14 protein-coding genes and 1 pseudogene are annotated in these 16,893 nt (G+C 71.5%); 6 read left to right on the top strand and 9 right to left on the bottom strand.

Going from position 1 to position 16,893, the window contains the following annotated elements:
- Positions 1 to 9 precede the first annotated feature (9 nt).
- From M3M55_RS03060 to M3M55_RS03025, 8 genes are all read right to left on the bottom strand, one after another.
- Entirely contained in the window at positions 10 to 999 is a 990-nt protein-coding gene (locus M3M55_RS03060; protein WP_249011354.1) for a class I SAM-dependent methyltransferase, read from the bottom strand.
- Positions 996 to 3,203 (bottom strand): protease pro-enzyme activation domain-containing protein, encoded by a 2,208-nt coding sequence (locus M3M55_RS03055; protein WP_249011353.1) that lies wholly within the window; start codon positions 3,201 to 3,203, stop codon positions 996 to 998. The genes M3M55_RS03060 and M3M55_RS03055 overlap by 4 nt, the downstream gene beginning before the upstream one ends.
- A 103-nt stretch (positions 3,204 to 3,306) precedes the next feature.
- On the bottom strand, positions 3,307 to 3,750 hold the full coding sequence (locus M3M55_RS03050) for a heat shock protein transcriptional repressor HspR (RefSeq protein ID WP_249011352.1): 444 nt from the start codon (positions 3,748 to 3,750) through the stop codon (positions 3,307 to 3,309).
- A complete protein-coding gene (gene dnaJ / locus M3M55_RS03045; RefSeq protein WP_249011351.1) occupies positions 3,750 to 4,922 on the bottom strand; it encodes a molecular chaperone DnaJ in 1,173 nt (390 codons plus the stop codon). The genes M3M55_RS03050 and dnaJ overlap by 1 nt, the downstream gene beginning before the upstream one ends.
- Positions 4,923 to 4,940: 18 nt before the next feature.
- On the bottom strand, positions 4,941 to 5,750 hold the full coding sequence (gene grpE / locus M3M55_RS03040; protein WP_249011350.1) for a nucleotide exchange factor GrpE: 810 nt from the start codon (positions 5,748 to 5,750) through the stop codon (positions 4,941 to 4,943).
- A 1-nt stretch (position 5,751) separates the two neighbouring features.
- Positions 5,752 to 7,662 (bottom strand): molecular chaperone DnaK, encoded by a 1,911-nt coding sequence (dnaK, locus tag M3M55_RS03035; protein WP_256469034.1) that lies wholly within the window; start codon positions 7,660 to 7,662, stop codon positions 5,752 to 5,754.
- Positions 7,663 to 8,858: 1,196 nt separating this feature from the next.
- Positions 8,859 to 9,527 carry an endonuclease III gene (nth, locus tag M3M55_RS03030; protein WP_249011349.1) on the bottom strand — a complete coding sequence of 223 codons (669 nt, stop codon included), beginning with the start codon at positions 9,525 to 9,527 and terminating at the stop codon, positions 8,859 to 8,861.
- On the bottom strand, positions 9,520 to 10,449 hold the full coding sequence (locus tag M3M55_RS03025; RefSeq protein ID WP_249011348.1) for a PfkB family carbohydrate kinase: 930 nt from the start codon (positions 10,447 to 10,449) through the stop codon (positions 9,520 to 9,522). Before M3M55_RS03025 ends, nth begins: the two co-directional genes overlap by 8 nt.
- A gap of 31 nt (positions 10,450 to 10,480) precedes the next feature.
- On the opposite strand from M3M55_RS03025, the gene M3M55_RS03020 reads away from it, so the two are divergent.
- The 6 genes and pseudogenes from M3M55_RS03020 to M3M55_RS02995 all read left to right on the top strand — a co-directional run bounded on the left by M3M55_RS03020 (position 10,481) and on the right by M3M55_RS02995 (position 15,879).
- Positions 10,481 to 11,056, top strand: coding sequence for a CDP-alcohol phosphatidyltransferase family protein (locus M3M55_RS03020; RefSeq protein WP_249011347.1), 576 nt, complete (start codon positions 10,481 to 10,483; stop codon positions 11,054 to 11,056).
- Between the two features lie 199 nt (positions 11,057 to 11,255).
- Positions 11,256 to 12,308: pseudogene (locus tag M3M55_RS03015) on the top strand (inositol-3-phosphate synthase); the annotation flags it as partial.
- A gap of 329 nt (positions 12,309 to 12,637) precedes the next feature.
- Positions 12,638 to 14,569, top strand: coding sequence for a PHP-associated domain-containing protein (locus M3M55_RS03010; protein WP_249011345.1), 1,932 nt, complete (start codon positions 12,638 to 12,640; stop codon positions 14,567 to 14,569).
- Between the two features lie 44 nt (positions 14,570 to 14,613).
- Complete coding sequence (locus M3M55_RS03005) at positions 14,614 to 15,219, top strand: uracil-DNA glycosylase family protein (RefSeq protein WP_249011344.1); 606 nt, start codon at positions 14,614 to 14,616, stop codon at positions 15,217 to 15,219.
- A 37-nt stretch (positions 15,220 to 15,256) separates the two neighbouring features.
- A complete protein-coding gene (locus M3M55_RS03000) occupies positions 15,257 to 15,487 on the top strand; it encodes a hypothetical protein (RefSeq protein ID WP_249011343.1) in 231 nt (76 codons plus the stop codon).
- A complete protein-coding gene (locus M3M55_RS02995; RefSeq protein WP_249011342.1) occupies positions 15,484 to 15,879 on the top strand; it encodes a TA system VapC family ribonuclease toxin in 396 nt (131 codons plus the stop codon). The genes M3M55_RS03000 and M3M55_RS02995 overlap by 4 nt, the downstream gene beginning before the upstream one ends.
- A gap of 41 nt (positions 15,880 to 15,920) precedes the next feature.
- Here M3M55_RS02995 and M3M55_RS02990 read toward each other — a convergent pair whose 3' ends face one another.
- A complete protein-coding gene (locus M3M55_RS02990; RefSeq protein ID WP_249011341.1) occupies positions 15,921 to 16,880 on the bottom strand; it encodes a zinc-binding dehydrogenase in 960 nt (319 codons plus the stop codon).
- Between the last annotated feature and the right edge of the window lie 13 nt (positions 16,881 to 16,893).

Raw genomic sequence — 16,893 nt, 5'->3', positions numbered from 1 at the left:
ATCACCGCGTCAGTGTGCCGGTTGTCGGCCGGCGGCGCGTCGTCGCGCCTGGATGAACACGCTGCCGCCGTGACCGGTGAGGACCTCTCCGGCGCTGGCGAGGGCGGCGGCCGGGCTGAGCAGCACGGCGGCGGCGAGCGTGCGCCCCCGCTGCCGCGAGGTCAAGGCCGCCGTCCGCGCCGTCGGCTGGCGGATCGCGTCGTAGAGGTCGGGCCGGCCGGGAAGGGCGGCGAGGATCCCGTGCAGCCAGCCGAACAGCACCTGGCCGCCGCGCCAGTGGCTGACCCGTTCCACCTCGAGCCCGAGCCCGCTGAGGGCGTCGGTGAGGGCGGCTGCGCTGAGGTGGGTGAGGTGGCGGGGCAGGTCGAGCGCGAGCCAGCGGTCCGCGAGGATCCGCGCCTGCCAGCTGTCCCGGTTGGGAACGGCGATCAGGAGGACCCCGCCGGGGGCAAGCAGTCCGGCGGCGTGGGCGAGCGCGCCAGCCGGGTCGCGGAGATGCTCGAGCGAGTGCCACATGACGATCGCCGCCCATTCGCCCGCCCGCGAATCGAAATCGGCCAGCTCCGCGGCGACGATCGGGCGGGTGCCCATGGGCGCGGACGGTCCGCCCCGCTCGAGCCCGACAGCCTCCCGGCCGCGACGCAGGAGCGCCGCCACGAGGGTGCCGTCGCCGGCGCCGACGTCGAGCACCGGGCCGGGCGGGGCGACGGCGTCGATCCGGCGGGCAAGGCGTCCGCGGGTAGCGGCGAGGAGGCGATCCCCACCGGCACCGAAGCGGCCCTCCGCCGGCCGGTAGCTGCCGGCGTAGGCGGCGGCGAGCTCACGGTCGTCGGGGACCGGAAAGGTGGTCGCGCTGCCACAGGCGGCACACGCGATCAGGCGGGGACCGGCGGGGCGGGCGGGTCCGCCGCAGAAGCCGCAGCGCAGCTGCGCCGCATCGTTGGCGGGTGCCGACGCGACCTCGCCGCTCACCCGCGCCGAGGCGGCCCCGTCGCTCACCCGAGCAGGGTCACCGGCACGGCGGAGGTACGCCGCTCGATGTTGCCCGCCGCGTCGACGATCGCTCCCACCACCGTCGCACGGATGCGCCGGCGCTGTTTGAGGGCGACCCGCAGCCGTCTCAGCTCGGGCGGCGACAGGGGGATCCGGAGACGGCGACCGGCGGCGGCGGCAAGGTGAGCGAGGCCGGAGTAGAAGGTCACCGGACGGGACCGGCCGATCTGAATGTGGGCGATGGCGCCGATCACGCAGCGGCCACTGCAGCGGACCTCATCGACCAGTGCGCGCTGGCGAAGCGGGCGTTGGGGGGTCGGGACGGTCTGGGAGACGTCGACGATCGCCGGCTCGCTCGCGAGCGCAGCGGCGGCGAGCCCGGCGAGGTTGACGCTCCCCCAACCGGACGCCTCGTCGTACCCAGGGCCGGCGTTGCAGCAGCCGAGCGGTTGATGGTCGGCCTGGATGAACGGGCCGACGTCATTGGAGCCGACGGTGACGTCGGAAAACACCTGCGCGGCCGTGGACGGGGTCTCGCCGAGCCGGTAGAGCAGCGGGTTGAGCAGGCCGAGGCTCTGCTGCCTGTGCTCGCGCAGGAGCTGATCGATGAGAGCGACCCCCCCGGCCATCAGCGGAGTCGACGCGCTCGTGCCCCCGACGGCCTGCCACGGGTCGAGCTGCCCGTTGAGCGGGGAGATGCAGTCGGACTGAGCGCTGCAGTAGACGTCGTAGCCGGGCGCGATGTCGGCGAGCAGCGCCACATCCGGGACCGCACGACGGTTCTCGCGGACCACCCCGGACTGATAGCGCGGGCGGGTGAAGACGCTCGAGAAGCCTCCGCCTCCGGCCGACCCGGGCTGGGAGGCGTCGTCGTTCCAGACCGGCTGGCTGACGATCTGGTTGGCCGGGTTGAGATGGATGTTCGTACCACCGACGGCGGTGACGAACGGTGAGGAGGCTGGATAGTTGACCGCCAGTTCAGGGATCGGGGTGCCTCCGGGGGAGTTCGAGTTCGTGCAGTCGGCCGAACCGGTGTCGCCGGTGGCGGCGAGCACGCTGATGCCGCTCGCGGCCGCCTCCTCAAACGCCGCCTCCGCGTTGCGCAGCCCGGCGAGACCGATCGCCGAGCGGACCTGCGCTTCACACAGACCAAGGGAGGCGGAGATGACCTCCGGCTTGTAGCCGCTGTTCTGCAGTGGAGCAGTGAAGGACTCGAGGACGCTCGCGATCGAGGGCGAGCTCTCATAGACGTCGATCTGGGAGAGGTCCGGGGCGGCCGCGTCGAGCACCTCGAGGTCGAGAGTTGCCTCGCCCCCCGGGGGCAGGCCGGTCGCCGCTACCTGCCGGCTGACCCGGAAGGCGACGATGGGGGGGACGTGGAGACCGAAGCAGTGAGCGAAGTTGGTGATATCGGAGGAACGGAAGCCGTCGATCTCGATCAGCGCGACGCGCTCCCCTTGCCCGAGCGTGCCGGTTGCCTGCACTCCGGAGAACCCGTAGGCAGTGAGGTACTCGTTCGGGGTGAATCCGCCGACGATCGTGGCAGCGGGACAACCTGAGGCGGTACCGGAGGCGGGCGAGTACCCCGAGCCGGTCGCCTGCGCGGGATGGGCGACGGGGGCGCGCAGGGAGGTGAACGCGTCGTGGAACGCGCCGGCGGGAGCGGTCCACGACGAGGTCAAGCCGCTCACCCGTGTCCAGGGCGGGGCGGCGTGGGTGAAGGCGGGGGCGAGCTGAAGGGGCTGGCTGTCGAGGCCGATCACGCCGCTCACCGCGCCGGCGAGGGCAGCGGGCAGACGCGGCACGGTGGTGGGGGCGGTGAACGCGCCCGTCCGGGCTCCGCGCCGGATCAGGCGCGTGCGAAACAGCGTCGCGGCGGTGGCAGCGGGCAGGCGCGCGTCGATGAACAGCCCGGTGGCGTCAACGCGGACGCGACTGGCGCCGTGGCTGCGCAGGTAGCGAACGACCCGCGCCTCGGCGGCCGGGGACGCGCCGAAGTGGCGCGCGAGCCAGGCGATCGAGCGGTAGTGACGGTAGTCGGGTGAGCCGGGCGTGGACACGGCGGCGGCGAACGCGGCGAGACCCGCCGTGTTGACACGCAGCGGGAGCACGATCGCCAGCCGCGCGCGGGGGGCGGCGGCGGCATCCGCGGGCGTGAGGGCGAGCGCGGCGGCGATCAGCGCGATCAGGGCGAGGGGGCGGGGGCTCAAGGTCATCACCGACTTAACGGGGAAACAGGGTGACAGTCGCGGACGGGACCCCGCAGGGCTCGACCGACGCTGAAGCGACATTGTCGCGCCTGGGCGCGGCAGGTCAGGATTGCCCGCGCCCGCGGTCGGCGCGACGCACGAGCGCTCCGGCTCGCACGTAGGGCACGATCTCAGCCCGGAGCTCACGCCGCAGCGCCTCGAGCCGTTGCACCTCAGACTTGAGATTCTCGGCGCGACGCTCGAGCGCCTGGACCTTGCGGGTCATCGAGTCGAGCTGCGCCTCGAGCTCGAGGACCCTCTCGACCCCGGCGAGGTTGAGCCCGAGCTCGGCGGTCATCGCCTGGATCCGCTTGAGCTGCTCGACGTCGGCGTGAGAGTAGAGCCGCGTCCCCTTGGGTGAGCGCTTGGGCTCGATCAGACCCCGGGCCTCGTACATACGCAGGGTCTGGGGGTGCATGTCGGCGAGCTCGGCCGCGACGGAGATCATGAACACCCCGCGGTCGGAATCGACCTCCACGCGGGTCGTGCGGACGCGGCGGGTCGCCATCAGGCGACCTCCTCGGTGTGCGGTCGCGACTCGGGGCCCTCTCGGCTGACCCCGGCATCCTTGAACAGCTGGGCGCGCGGATCCCCGGGGCTGACGGCGGCGAGCCGGTCGACGGCGGCCGCCTGCTCGGGCGTGAGCGTCGTCGGGATGTCGATGATGAACCGGTAGTGGAGGTCGCCGTTGCCCTTCCCGGCCCCGCGCGGTGGACCCTCGCCACGGAGCCGCTGGACGGTGCCGTGAGCGGTTCCGCGCGGCACCCGCAGCCGCTTGCTGCCCTTGAGCGTCGGCACCTCGATGACGGCGCCGAGCATCGCCTCGTGGGGAGCGAGGGGAACCTCGACCTCGAGGTTCTCGCCGACGCGCTTGAACACCGGGGAGGACGTGACGCGGCAGATGACGTACAGATCCCCGGGCGGCGCTCCGCGCAGTCCCGGATCGCCCTTGCCGGCGAGCTTGATCCGCGTTCCGTCCTTGACGCCGGGGGGAATGTTGACCCGCAGCCGCTTGATCGACCGTTGCGCACCGGTCCCCGCGCACGTCGGACACGGATCGTCGATGACCGTCCCCGAGCCGCCACAGTTCGAGCACGGCTGGGAGATCGAGAAGATCCCCTGGCTCTGTGCCTCGACGCCGCGACCGCCACAGACCGGGCAGACCCGCGGGCTCGTCCCCGGCTTGGCGCCGGTGCCATGGCAGGTCGGGCACGCGTGGGAGGTCGGGACCGCCAGCGGGACTTGGGTGCCGTGGATCGCTTGGTCGAAACTGAGGTGCACCTCGGTCTCCAGGTCGCGCCCGCGGGCCTCCGGGGCGCGCTGGGCCGCGCCGCTGCGAGCTCCCGCCCCGGGGCCGCCGACCCCCCCGGCGCCGCTGAACAGGTTGGAGAGGATGTCGGAGAAACCACCGATGTTGGAGGCATCGAACCCCTGCCCGAAGTTCTGGGTGAACCCGCCGAGGGGCCCGTTGGTCCGGTCATAGGCCTTGCGCTTGTCCGCGTCCGACAGCACGTCATGGGCCTGGGAGATCTGCTTGAACTTCTCCTCCGCCGCCTTGTCCCCCGGGTTGCGGTCCGGGTGGTACTGGCGGGCGAGCTTTCGGTAGGCCTTCTTGATCTCGTCCTCGGTGGCGTTCTTGGAGACGCCGAGAACCTTGTAGTAGTCGGGTGGGCCGGCCATCAGCGTTCTCGCCTTCTCCTAGGCGGCCACGAGCACGCGGGCGGGTCGCAGGACGGTGTCCGCGAGCCGGTAACCCTGCTGGTAAACCTCGATCACGGTCCCCGCCTCGATCCCCTCTCGTGAGTGCTGGGCGACCGCCTCATGGAGCTGGGGGTCGAAGCTCTCACCCGCCGGGGAGTACGCCTCGATGCCCGCTCGGGCGAGCGCGCCGAGGAGATCGCTGTGCACGAGCTTGATCCCCTCCAACAGCGGATCTTCAGCCGGGGCGTGGGTGATTGCCCGCTCGAGGTTGTCCAGCGCCGGCAGCAGCTCCTTGACGAGCTTGAGCACCCCACGTTCGGCCGCGAGCGCCGCATCCCGGGCCGCCCGTTTGCGGTAGTTGTCAAAGTCGGCCTTGGTCCGCTGGGCGAGACCGAGGTACTCCTCGGCCCGGGCGGTCGCGGCGGCGAGCTCATCGACCTCCGTCCGTCCGTCGCCGCCGGGCTCCGGAGCGGTCGCCCCATGGAGGTCGGCGGCGGCCGCCGGGGGGCCGCCGGCGTCGGTTCCGGACGCGTCGGCACCGACACCCGTCGGGCCGGAGGCCCCACCCGCTGCGTCGTCACCCACCCCCGCCGGACCGGGGGCCTGCCCCGCCGGACCGGGGGCCTGCCCCGCCGGATTGGGGGCCTGCCCCGCCGGACCGGGGGGCGTGTCTACCCCAGCCGCCGGATCAGGGGCCGTGCCGGCCTCGGCGCCGGGTGACGGCTCCTCGGGGGCGGAGGCCGCCGGGTCGGCGGCGGACCCGGGGTCCGCCGCCGCTGGCCTGGGCTCGTGGCGATGCGCGCTCACGTCAGTGGCCCTCGTCCACCACTTCCGCGTCCACGACGTCCTCCTCCGCGGAGGCGCCGTTGGCGCTGGGGGCCTCGCCGTCGAAGTTCGGGACGCCGCCACCGGCCTCGGCTGCCTTCTGATAGAGGGCCTCGGAGATCTTGTGGAAGGCCGCGTTGAGCTCGTCCTTCTTCGCGTTGATCGCCGCCGGGTCCTCGGATGTGAGGCTGTCGCGGACCGCCTTGATCGCCTCCTGGATCTCCGCCTTGGCGGCCTCATCGACGCTCTCACCGAGGTCGACGAGCTGGCGCTCGGCCTGGTAGGCGGCGTGCTCTGCCTCATTACGAGCCTCGGCGACCTCGCGCTGGCGCTTGTCGTCCTCCGCGTGGGCCTCCGCGTCGGTGACCATCTTCTTGATCTCCTCATCGGAGAGGCCCGAGCCGGAGCGGATCTCGATCTTCTGCTCCTTGCCCGTGCCGAGGTCCTTGGCCGACACGTTGAGGATGCCGTTCGCGTCGATGTCGAAGGCGACCTCGATCTGGGGGACGCCGCGCGGGGCCGGCGGGATGCCGGTGAGCTGGAACTTGCCAAGCGACTTGTTGTAGGTCGCCATCTCCCGCTCGCCCTGGAGGACGTGGATCTCCACGCTCGGCTGGTTGTCCTCGGCGGTGGAGAAGACCTCCCCCTTGCGGGTCGGGATCGTCGTGTTGCGCTCGATCAGCTTCGTCATCACCCCGCCCTTGGTTTCGATCCCGAGGGTCAGCGGGGTGACGTCGAGCAGGAGCACGTCCTTGACGTCCCCGGCGAGCACGCCCGCCTGGATCGCGGCGCCGATCGCGACGACTTCGTCGGGGTTCACGCCCCGGTGCGGGTCCTTGCCCGTGAGCGCCTTGACCTTCTCCTGGACCGCGGGCATCCGGGTCATGCCGCCGACCATCACGACGTGGTCGATGCTCGCCGCGCCCTTGTCCTTGGCGTCGTCGAGGGCCTGGCGCACTGGGGCGACGAGGCGGTCCAGCAGCTTGGCCGCAAGCTCGTTGAGCTTGGCCCGCGTCAGGCGGGTGTCCAGGTGCTTGGGCCCGGAGGCGTCGGCGGTGATGAACGGCAGGTTGATCTGGGTCTCCTGGGTGGTGGAGAGTTCGATCTTGGCCTTCTCCGCCGCCTCATAGAGGCGCTGGAGGGCCATCGGGTCGGCGGACAGGTCGATCCCCTGGTCGCGCTTGAACTCGGCGACGAGCCAGTCGACGACCGCCTTGTCAAAGTTGTCCCCACCGAGGTGGTTGTCGCCAGCGGTCGCCTTCACCTCGAAGACGCCGTCACCGATCTCCAGGACGGAGACGTCGAAGGTCCCGCCACCGAGGTCGAAGACGAGGATCGTCTGGTCGGCCTGCTTGTCGAGGCCGTAGGCGAGCGAGGCCGCCGTCGGCTCGTTGATGATCCGCTTCACCTCGAGACCGGCGATCGTGCCGGCATCCTTGGTCGCCTGGCGCTGATCGTCGTTGAAGTACGCCGGGACGGTGATAACCGCGGAGTCGACGGTTTCGCCGAGGTAGGCCTCCGCATCCGCCTTGAGCTTGGCGAGGATCATCGCCGAGACCTCCTGGGGGGAGTACTGCTTGTCCCCGACGTCGACGCGGACGTCACCGTTGGGACCGCTGGCGACCTTGTAGGGGACGATCGCCTCCTCATCCCGGACCTCGGCCTCCTTGCGACCCATGAACCGCTTGATCGAGAAGATCGTGTTCTGCGGGTTGGTCACCGCCTGGCGGCGGGCGACGGTCCCGACGAGGCGCTCACCGCTGGAGGTGAAGGCCACGACCGACGGAGTGGTGCGGCCGCCCTCGGCGTTCTCGATCACCGTCGGGTCGCCTCCCTCGAGCACGGCCATGCAGCTGTTGGTCGTCCCGAGGTCGATTCCGATTGTTTTGCCCATCGTGTCGTAGCTCCTCGTGCGTAGGTCGCAGATATCTCGCTGTCCATGGTATCCGGCTGAGCGCCAGGGATACCTGAAATCTCAGTCGCAGACTAGCAGATTTATCGGCGGGGTCGTCCCCGGGGCTGGCCGCTGGGCTGCGCCGGCGGCGCGGGGGCGCGGGGGCGCACGTCCGCCCGTGGCGGCTGTTCCTCGGGCTCGCAGCGATCGCGGTCGCCGTCGACCGCCGTCGTGGACCCGAGCTCGTTCCCGCGGACTCCTCGAGCTCCCGGTGAACAGAAACCCGCCGCCAACGGTGGGGCGGTGTGTGCCTGGCCATCATCGAGCTTCCCTGAACACCGATTCAGGATGGCCATTCGGCCCGCCGGTACGACCTGTGACGCCCCGGCCGTCACGGGATCGGGCCAGCGAGGGCGCAGATTCGTCGATATGACGAAAAATCGACCTCGGTGGGGACGGACGGCCCGGTGGGGACGGACGGCCCGGTGGGGACGGACGGCTCGGTGGGGACGGACGGCCGGTGTACCTGGTCTGTGAGCAGCGCGACAGCAGGACGCCGACGGTCGCGATCGACCACCCTCGCGGCCTGATGGCGACTGCGATCGGCACGTCTGTCTTGACGAGCCCGCCTGGCACGCTGGCCGGGGAGCCGCCTCAAGCGCGGCCCGGACCGTCGCGACCGCCCGACCGCACGCATCGACCTCACCGGCGGGCTCAGCCACGGCGACCTCATTGCCTACCGTGCCGAGGACGATCGCTGGCCGTTGGTTCACTGCGGCAAAACCCGCCTGCCAGATCCCGGCCCAGCTGACATGTCCACGTCACAGTCGGGCTGTGGGCTCCGGCTCGTCTTCGACGACACCGGTCTCCGGATCGTCCCTGGAGCCCTCGGGCTGCGGCACCCCGAGCCGGCGACAGCCACCCCCTCCAGCGCGTACGCGCGCCGCCCGACGTCTTCAGGGCACCGCCCACCAGGGCACTCGTCGATTCCGCACGCCTGCGCGGCCTGCGACGCCGACGCCCCCCTCTCGCCACTGCCCTCCGTCGATTCCACAGCACTGCGGGCACCGCTCATCACCCATTGTTGTGGGACGATCGGTACCGGATGACGAGCGGGTCGTCCCCCGATCAGGCCGGCGGCTCAGGCAGCGACCACGACCAACACCGGCCGCGCGCTCCCCAGCGGATCGGTCCGCTCAGCCAACCCCAACCCGCGGACACATCCGCGCGAGAGCGCACTCCCGACAGCGCGGGGCGCGCGCGGCACAGGTCCGGCGGCCGTGGCGGAGCAGGTTGAGGTGCAACTCGAGCTCCTGCCCGGCCGGGGTCAGCGCGCGCATGCGATCGTGCTGCTCACTGAAGGACGAGCGGGGCCGGAGCAGGCCGAGGCGGGTCCCGACCCGGGAGACGTGGGTGTCGACGGGAATGTCGGCCATCCCGTAGGCGAACAGCAGGACACAGGCGGCGGTCTTGGGCCCGACCCCGGGCAGGCCGCACAGGTAGGCCTGAGCGTCGGCGAGCGGCTCCCGGGCGAGCCAGCCGAGCTCGAGTCGCCCCGGCTCCGGACCGCTCGCGCCGACGGCGGCGAGGATCGCCTGGATACGGACAGACTTGACCCGCGAGATCCCCCCGCGGCGGATCGCCCGCTCGACCTCCTCGACCGGCGCATCCCGGACCGCCTCCCAGGTCCCGAAGCGGTCGCGCAGGCCGAGGTAGGCGACGTCCCGGTTGCGGTCGTTGGTCGACTGGGAGAGGACGGTGAGGATCAGCTCGGCGAGTCCGTCCCCGTGCGCCGGAGCGCACGGGATGCCGTAGACCTCGCGCAGGCGGTCGCGGACGGCGGCTACCCGGCGGCGCTCAGTCAACCGCGCCCCAGCGTTCGCACGCCTCCGTGCCGGCGCGAACGGCGTCCCGCAGCCCGGCGGCGATCACCGGCTCATAGAACCCGCTCGCGGCAAGGCGAGCGATCAGGACGGCGGTCATCGCGTCCCCGGCCCCGATGCTCGAGCGCATCTCCGCCACCGGCATCCCGGGCACATCGGCGCGGATCCGGCCGCGCAGGATCGCTCCGGCCGCCCCGAGGGAGACGACGACGTTCGCCGCGCCTGCCTTGCGGAGGGCAAGCGCCGCTCGTTCCACATCCCGCTCGCCGGTCATCAGTTCCGCCTCCTGCGCGTTGGCGCGGACGAGCAGCGCGCCGGGCACGCAGGCGTTCGCGCTCGCGGCCGCGTCGGCCCGGCTCGACCAACGGTGCAGGCGCAGGTTGGGATCGAAGATGACCGGACGCTCGTGCGCGAGCGCCGCAGCCCGCGCGCGCATCGTCACCTCCCGCTCGGCGGCACTGACGAGGGTGTTGGAGGAGATGAACAGCGCGCCGTGCTCGCTGACGGCTGCCTCGACATCCGCGCCGAGGGCTTCCACCACCGTCCCGACCGACTCTGCGTAGATGCTGTAGGCGGCCTCGCCGTCGGGCCCGACGCTGACGAGGGCCATCGGGGTCTGTAGACCATGGATGAGCCGGAAGCGGAACGTGTCGACGCCGTCGCGGTGGAGGGTCTCCGCCAGCCAGCGCCCCCAGTCATCGGCGCCCGCCCCGCCCGCCAGCGCCGTCTGGGCGCCCTCACGGGCGGCGAGGCGGGCGACGTTCGCGACGGCCCCGCCGAAGTGGGGGACGAAGCTGTCAGCGTCTGTGAGCGCGTTCACCGGCCGCTCGCAGATGAGGTCGACGAGCGCCTCCCCGAGGCACAGCACGCTGCGTGGTGCCGGGGTGGGAGTCTCGGTGCTCATTGGCGTGGAAGTTATCCTCGCCCGCGACGCCATGTCTTCCCCCACCCTCAAGGAGCGCCTGATCGCGGCGCCGATCACGCCGAACGCGATCAGCCTCACCGGCCTGGCGCTCAACCTGTTGGCGGCCGGGCTCGTGGTCGATCGCCTCTGGTTCCTCGCCGGGCTCGCGTTCATCATCGGCTCGATCTGCGACACGCTCGACGGCAGCTACAGCCGGATGTCCGGAAAGGGGACGCCCTTCGGCGCGTTCCTCGATTCGACGCTCGATCGTGTCGAGGAGGGGATCGTCCTCGCAACGATCGCCGCCTCATTCGCCAGCCGGCACGACCCGACCGCCGTCGCGGCGGTCGTCGCCGCCGTCCTCTTCAGCCTGATGGTCTCCTACACCCGCGCCCGCGCCGAGGCCCTCGGCGTGCAGTGCAAGGTCGGCATCGCCGACCGGCCGGTCCGGGTGGTGATCATCTCGATCGGGCTCGTCTTCGCCCGCGGCGCCTCCCTCGGGAACTTCAGCCTGCTGGCGGCGGCGATCTACACGCTCGCGGGCTTGACGATCATCACCACCCTGCAACGGGTGCTCCACGTCCGCCGTCAGCTGCGCGCGCTGTAACGAACCCGCCCGCGTGGCCTACCTACACTGATCTCCCTCGGGGTCGGCCGCGCACCCCTGCCTGTGAGAGCCGCGGCCCCATCCCCCGTGGGCACCCCCTCTTCCAAGGAGCAACTCGACAGTGACACCGAGCAACGGCCGTCTCGCCGCCACCGACAAGGCCGCCACCAACGGCGGCGCCCGTTACCAGCAGGGCAAGGTGCGGGTCGCCATCATCGGGGTGGGGAACTGCGCGAGTTCGTTCGTCCAGGGGGTGCAGTACTACCGCGGCGCGCGGGCCAACCAGGCGGTTCCCGGCCTGATGCACGTCGACCTCGGCGGCTACCACGTGCGCGACATCGAGTTCTCGGCCGCCTTCGACATCGACGCGGACAAGGTCGGCAAGGACCTGTCTGAGGCGATCTTCTCCGGCCAGAACAACACGATCCGGTTCATGGACGAGGTTCCCGCTCTCAACGTGCCCGTTCACCGCGGGATGACCCATGACGGTCTCGGCAAGTATCTGAAGGAGAAGATCACCAAGGCCCCCGGGGAGACCGCAGACATCGTCTCGATCCTCAAGGAGACGCGCACCGACGTCGTCGTCTCCTACCTCCCGGTCGGTTCCGAGCAGGCGACCAAGTGGTACGTCGAGCAGGTGCTCGAGGCGGGCTGTGGCTTTGTCAACTGCATCCCCGTGTTCATCGCCAGCGAGGACTACTGGAACAAGCGGTTCAAGAAGGCCGGGCTGCCGATCATCGGAGATGACATCAAGTCCCAGGTCGGGGCGACGATCGTTCACCGCTCCCTCGCCCGGCTCTTTCACGACCGCGGCGTCAAGCTGCTGCGCACCAGCCAGCTCAACGTCGGGGGCAACATGGACTTCTACAACATGCTCGAGCGCGAGCGCCTCGAGTCCAAGAAGATCTCGAAGACGAACGCAGTGACGTCAATCATGGGCCACACCCTGCCCAAGGACGATGTCTACATCGGCCCGTCCGACTACGTGCCGTGGTTGACGGACCGCAAGTGGGCCCACATCCGTCTCGAGGGCCAGTCCTTCGGTGACGTTCCGCTGACGATCGAGGCCAAGCTCGAGGTCTGGGACTCCCCCAACAGCGCGGGAATCGTCATTGACGCGGTCCGTTGCTGCAAGCTCGCCCTCAACCACGGGATCGCCGGGCAGCTCGATGGCCCGAGCTCGTACTTCATGAAGTCGCCGCACAACCAGCGGCCCGATGATGAGGCGCGCAAGCTCACCGAGACGTTCATCGCCAGGCACGCCCGCACCACGGTCGTCGCGGCCACCCGGGGCGCCGCCGCCAAGACGACCGCCGCCAAGGCGACCGCCGCCAAGACGACCGCCGCCAAGACGGTCACCGCGACAGGTGCCACGCAGGCGAAGGCCGCCGCCACGAAGGCGAAGGCGACCCCCGCCAAGGCAAAGGCGACCGCCGCCAAGACGAAGGCCGCCGCCGCCAAGACGAAGGCGACCGCCGCCCCGGCGGGCACGCCCGCGGGCGTGCCGAACACCCCCAGCCGCTGAGCCGATCTCAGGCCGGGTCGCCCCGGCGGATGCGGGGCGACCCTACACTCGGCGGTGTGCCGGACGCGCGGCCACTGACGATCGCCCAGGTCAGCCCCTTCACCCTCGAGGCCGGGAGTGACGTCGGGGATCAGGCCGCCGGTCTCGCCCGCGCCCTGTCCGCGCGCGGCCACCGCAGCCTGCTCGTCGCCCCGTCGACGAACGCGGCACTCGTCCGGGAGACGCGCCGGCGGCTCAGCAGCGACCCCGAGGGCCTGCTCGCCGAGGCGGACGGCGCAGTCGTCACGCTCGCGGTCGGTGAGGTGCTCGCCTTCTCCCCGACCCGGCGACGGGCCGACTCGCTGCCCCTCGACGTCTCCCGCACAGTCGAGGAGGTGATGACGACGATCGCGCTCGATGTCGTCCACGTCCACGAGCCGTTCGCCCCGAGTACCGCCTCGACCGCGCTGCGCCACTCCCACGCCCTCAACGTCGCCACCTTCCATGAACCGACAGAGCGCGTGCTCTCCACCCAGCTCGCCCGGCCGCTGTCAGAGCTCCTGCTGAGCCGGCTCGACGCCCGCCTGGCGAGCTTCGTCGCCACTCGCGACCTGCTCGCCCGCACGTTCCCGGGGGAGTACCGGATCCTCGCTCCGGGGGTGGCTGCCCCGCCGCGCCCGGATCTGGCCGGTCCGCGGACGCCGACCCGCGGCCCCGGCCGTCCGCTGCAGATTGTCGTCGTCGCGGAGGAGGAGCGAGCGGCGCTGCGGCTGATCCTGCGCGCACTGCGGGGCCTGCCCGAGCAGGGCTGGGAGGCGACGGTGTGGTCCGCGCGCGCGGTCGGCGCACCGGCGACACTGAGCCGCGCGCTCCGGGAGAGGATCGCCTTCATCGGCCCCCGGGAGGCGAGCTGGACCGAGACGGTCGCTGACGCCGACCTCGTCGTGCTCGGCTCCGTCGGGCACCGCAGCGCGCCGTTCGTCCTCGTCCACGCGCTCGCCGCCGGCGTGCCGGCGATCGTTCCGCGCCTGGCTGTCTATGAGGAGCTGATCGGAGAGAGCCGCTGCGGGATCCCGTATGAGCCGGGGGACGTCGAAACCCTCACGCTGCGCCTCGCCGGGCTCATCACCGATGCCGACCGGCGCCGGGGGCTCGCGGAGGCGGCCGCGAGCGCCGGGGCCACCCTCACCTTCGACCGCCTCGCCACAGAGGTGGAGGATGTCTACGCCGGCCTCGTCGCGCGGCGCTTTGACCGGCGCCCGCGCCCTTCGGCCGGCGTCCGTGCCGCGATCGCCGCGCGCGAACTGATCGACGTCGACCTGCACATGCACACCGACCACTCCTACGACTGCGCGACCCCGGTGGAGGTGCTGCTGGCCACCGCCCGCGAGCGGGGGCTCGGTGCGATCGCGGTCACCGAGCACAACGAGATCTCGGGCGCGCTGGCGGCCGCCGCGGCGGCGGACGGAATCAAGGTGATCGTCGGTGAGGAGGTCAAGACCGCCACCGAGGGCGAGGTGATCGGTCTGTTCATCTCCGAGAAGATCGAGCGTGGGATGACCCTCGCGGAGACGGTGGCGGAGATCAAGCGCCAGGGCGGACTCGTTTACGTCCCCCACCCGTTCGACCGCATGCACGCCGTTCCCGACTACCGCCACCTGCTCGAGGTGCTCGACGACGTCGACCTGATCGAGGTGTTCAACCCGCGGGTGGCGATCCCCGAGTTCAACGCCGAAGCGGTCCGGTTTGCCGCCAAGTACCGGATCCCGGCCGGGGCCGGATCGGACGCGCACGTGCCCCAGGGCCTCGGTTCGGTGCGGATCCGGATGCACGACTTCAACGGGCCGGAGGAATTTCTCGAGTCGCTCCGCGGGGCGGAGGTGATCCGGACACCCGCCTCCCTGATCTACGTTCAGACGTTGAAGTTCCTGCAAACGAAGGCATTGCCCGAGCCCGCCCGGCGTGTCTCCCGCGAGCGCCAGCTGCGCCGGGTGGCCCGCAAGTCCTGATGCAGGGCAAGGGAGTCACCCCGCCGGCGTCTAATCCCGCCCCAGTGCCGGCGACCGACGATGAGATCCGTGAGAAGTACCTGGAGCGGGCGATCCGTGAGCTCAACCGCCTCACTCAGGAGTTACAGGAGTGCCGGGAGTGCCCCCGCGGCCAGCTCCTTCCGGTGCTCGGCTCCGGTCACCCCCAGGCGGACATCCTCATGGTCAAGCATGCCCCGCGGCCGAGTGAGATCGAGGAGGGCGTCGCCTTCTACGGTCGCAGCGGCACCGCGTTGATGAAATCGCTCAAGCGGCTCGACATCGACCCGCTCGCCGTGTACGGGACCGTGTGCGTCAAGTGCCCCGTGCTCGACCCGGTGATGGCCGACCCCGCCTGCGTGCACCGGCTCGTCGAGGAGTTGACGATCGTCGCCCCGCGGATCGTCGTCGTGATGGGGCCTGAGGCTCTCGCCGTGCTCAACGACCTCGACCTTCCTGCCCGGCACGACCTCACCGACACCGTCGGGACGATCCAGCGGCTCACGCCCGCGATCGACGCGCTGTATGTCCCCAACATCGACGACTCACTCGACGAGGAGGGAGCCAAGCGGCGCTTCTGGAACGCGTTCCGGGTGCTCGGGCAGTGGTGGGAGGAACTGCCCCCGTACTGACGTTCTGCATCAGTCCTGATGTAGGTATGATGCGGATGTGCGCACGACCGTCGACCTTCCGCCCGCCGTTCACCGGCGGGCACTCGAGCTCGCACAGCAGCGACACCAGTCACTCTCGACCGTCCTCGCCGATCTCACCGTGCGGGGCCTCGCCGCCCTTGGCGAGCCGCCCCGGATCACGACGGACCCCGACAGCGGCTTGCCCCTCCTTCGGCTCGGCCACCGCGTGAGCGCGGCCGACGTCGCTGACGCGCTCGATGAGCCGTGAGCGCGAGCCACCTGCTCGACGCCAACGCGCTGATCGCACTGGTGCTCGCCGACCACGAGCACCACGAGCGGGCGGGGGCCTGGATGGCGACCGTCGATCGCGTCGCTCTGTGTCCGATCGTCGAGGGCGCCCTGATCCGGTTCCTCATCCGCGTCGGCGAGAGCCACGCCACCGCGACGGCCGTCCTCAGGGAGCTGTACGCCTCGCCCCGCTGCGCGTTCTGGCCTGACTCGATCTCCCACACCTCCGCCGATCTCGGCCATGTCCTGGGCCACCGCCAGGTCACCGACGCCTACCTCACATCACTGGCCGCCGCCCATGACGCGCGACTGGCGACCTTCGATCGCGCCCTCGCCGGAACCTTCCCCAACCGGGTCGACCTGATCCCGTAGGCGATCCCCGCGCCGGCCACCCGGGCCGTCGGCCGACGCCGTCAGCGGGGCTGATCGCCGGCGGGAAGCAGGACGACCTTGCCGAGCTTCCCGCCCGCGCTGAAACGGTCGTAGGCGTCTGCGACCCGGTCGAGCGGGTAGGTGGCGGCGACGGGGACCGTGAGGACCCCGTCGCCGAGGAGCGGCATCACGCTGCGCTCGAGGGCGCGGGCGAGGAGGGCTTTCTCCTCGAGCGGGCGGGCGCGCAACGTGCTCGCGAGGATCCGCCCGCGCCGGTACATCAGCACGCCGAGGTTGAGAGTCGCCTCCGCCCCGGCGCCGATCCCGATCACGACGATCCGGCCCCACGGGGCGAGGGAAGCGACGTCGGCGGGCAGATTCGGAGCGCCGACGAGCTCGAGGATGACGTCGAAGGGACCGTGCGCGGAGAAGTCGTCGGGGGCGTGGACGGTCGCCCCGAGCTTGGCGACCGCGTCCCGGTGGTCGGGGTTGCGGACCGTGGCGTGCACCTCGGCCCGGAAGGCGGCGGCGAGCTGGACCGCCGCGGTGCCGACGCCGCCGGCGGCGCCGTGGATGAGCACCCGCTCCCCGGCCTGGAGCCCCGCCTGACCGCAGAGCGCGTCATAGGCGGTGCTGTAGGCCTCCGGGGCGCCGCCGGCGGCGACCCAGGCGAGTTGGCCGGGGACGGGCATCACGAGCCGCTCATGGATCGTCACGAGCTCGGCCTGGGCCCCGCCTCCCGTGATCGCACAGACCCGGTCGCCGGGCCCGAAGCGCGCGGCGCCCGGCCCGCACTCGAGCACCTCACCGGAGAACTCGAGCCCGGGAATGTCCGGCGGAAAGCCGGGCGGGGCAGGGTAGCGGCCCTGGCGCTGGGCCATGTCCGCCCCGTTGAGCCCGGCGGCCCGCACCTGCACGAGGATCTCACCGGCCCCGGGCCGAGGGTCGGGATGCTCGCTGACGGTGATCGAGTGGTCGGGATGGAGAGTGACGGCACGCATCGCGTGAGTGTGC

The organism is Conexibacter sp. DBS9H8 (assembly GCF_023330685.1).
Classification (GTDB): Bacteria; Actinomycetota; Thermoleophilia; order Solirubrobacterales; family Solirubrobacteraceae; genus Palsa-465.
This window is presented reverse-complemented; position numbering and strand designations above follow the sequence as displayed.

Coding starts and splice junctions, on each gene's coding strand:
- M3M55_RS03050 (WP_249011352.1), bottom strand. CDS start 3,750: ATGGCGACCCGCCGCGTCCGCACGACCCGCGTGGAGGTCGATTCCGAC.
- dnaJ (WP_249011351.1), bottom strand. CDS start 4,922: ATGGCCGGCCCACCCGACTACTACAAGGTTCTCGGCGTCTCCAAGAAC.
- dnaK (WP_256469034.1), bottom strand. CDS start 7,662: ATGGGCAAAACAATCGGAATCGACCTCGGGACGACCAACAGCTGCATG.
- M3M55_RS03025 (WP_249011348.1), bottom strand. CDS start 10,449: ATGAGCACCGAGACTCCCACCCCGGCACCACGCAGCGTGCTGTGCCTC.
- M3M55_RS03020 (WP_249011347.1), top strand. CDS start 10,481: ATGTCTTCCCCCACCCTCAAGGAGCGCCTGATCGCGGCGCCGATCACG.
- M3M55_RS02990 (WP_249011341.1), bottom strand. CDS start 16,880: ATGCGTGCCGTCACTCTCCATCCCGACCACTCGATCACCGTCAGCGAG.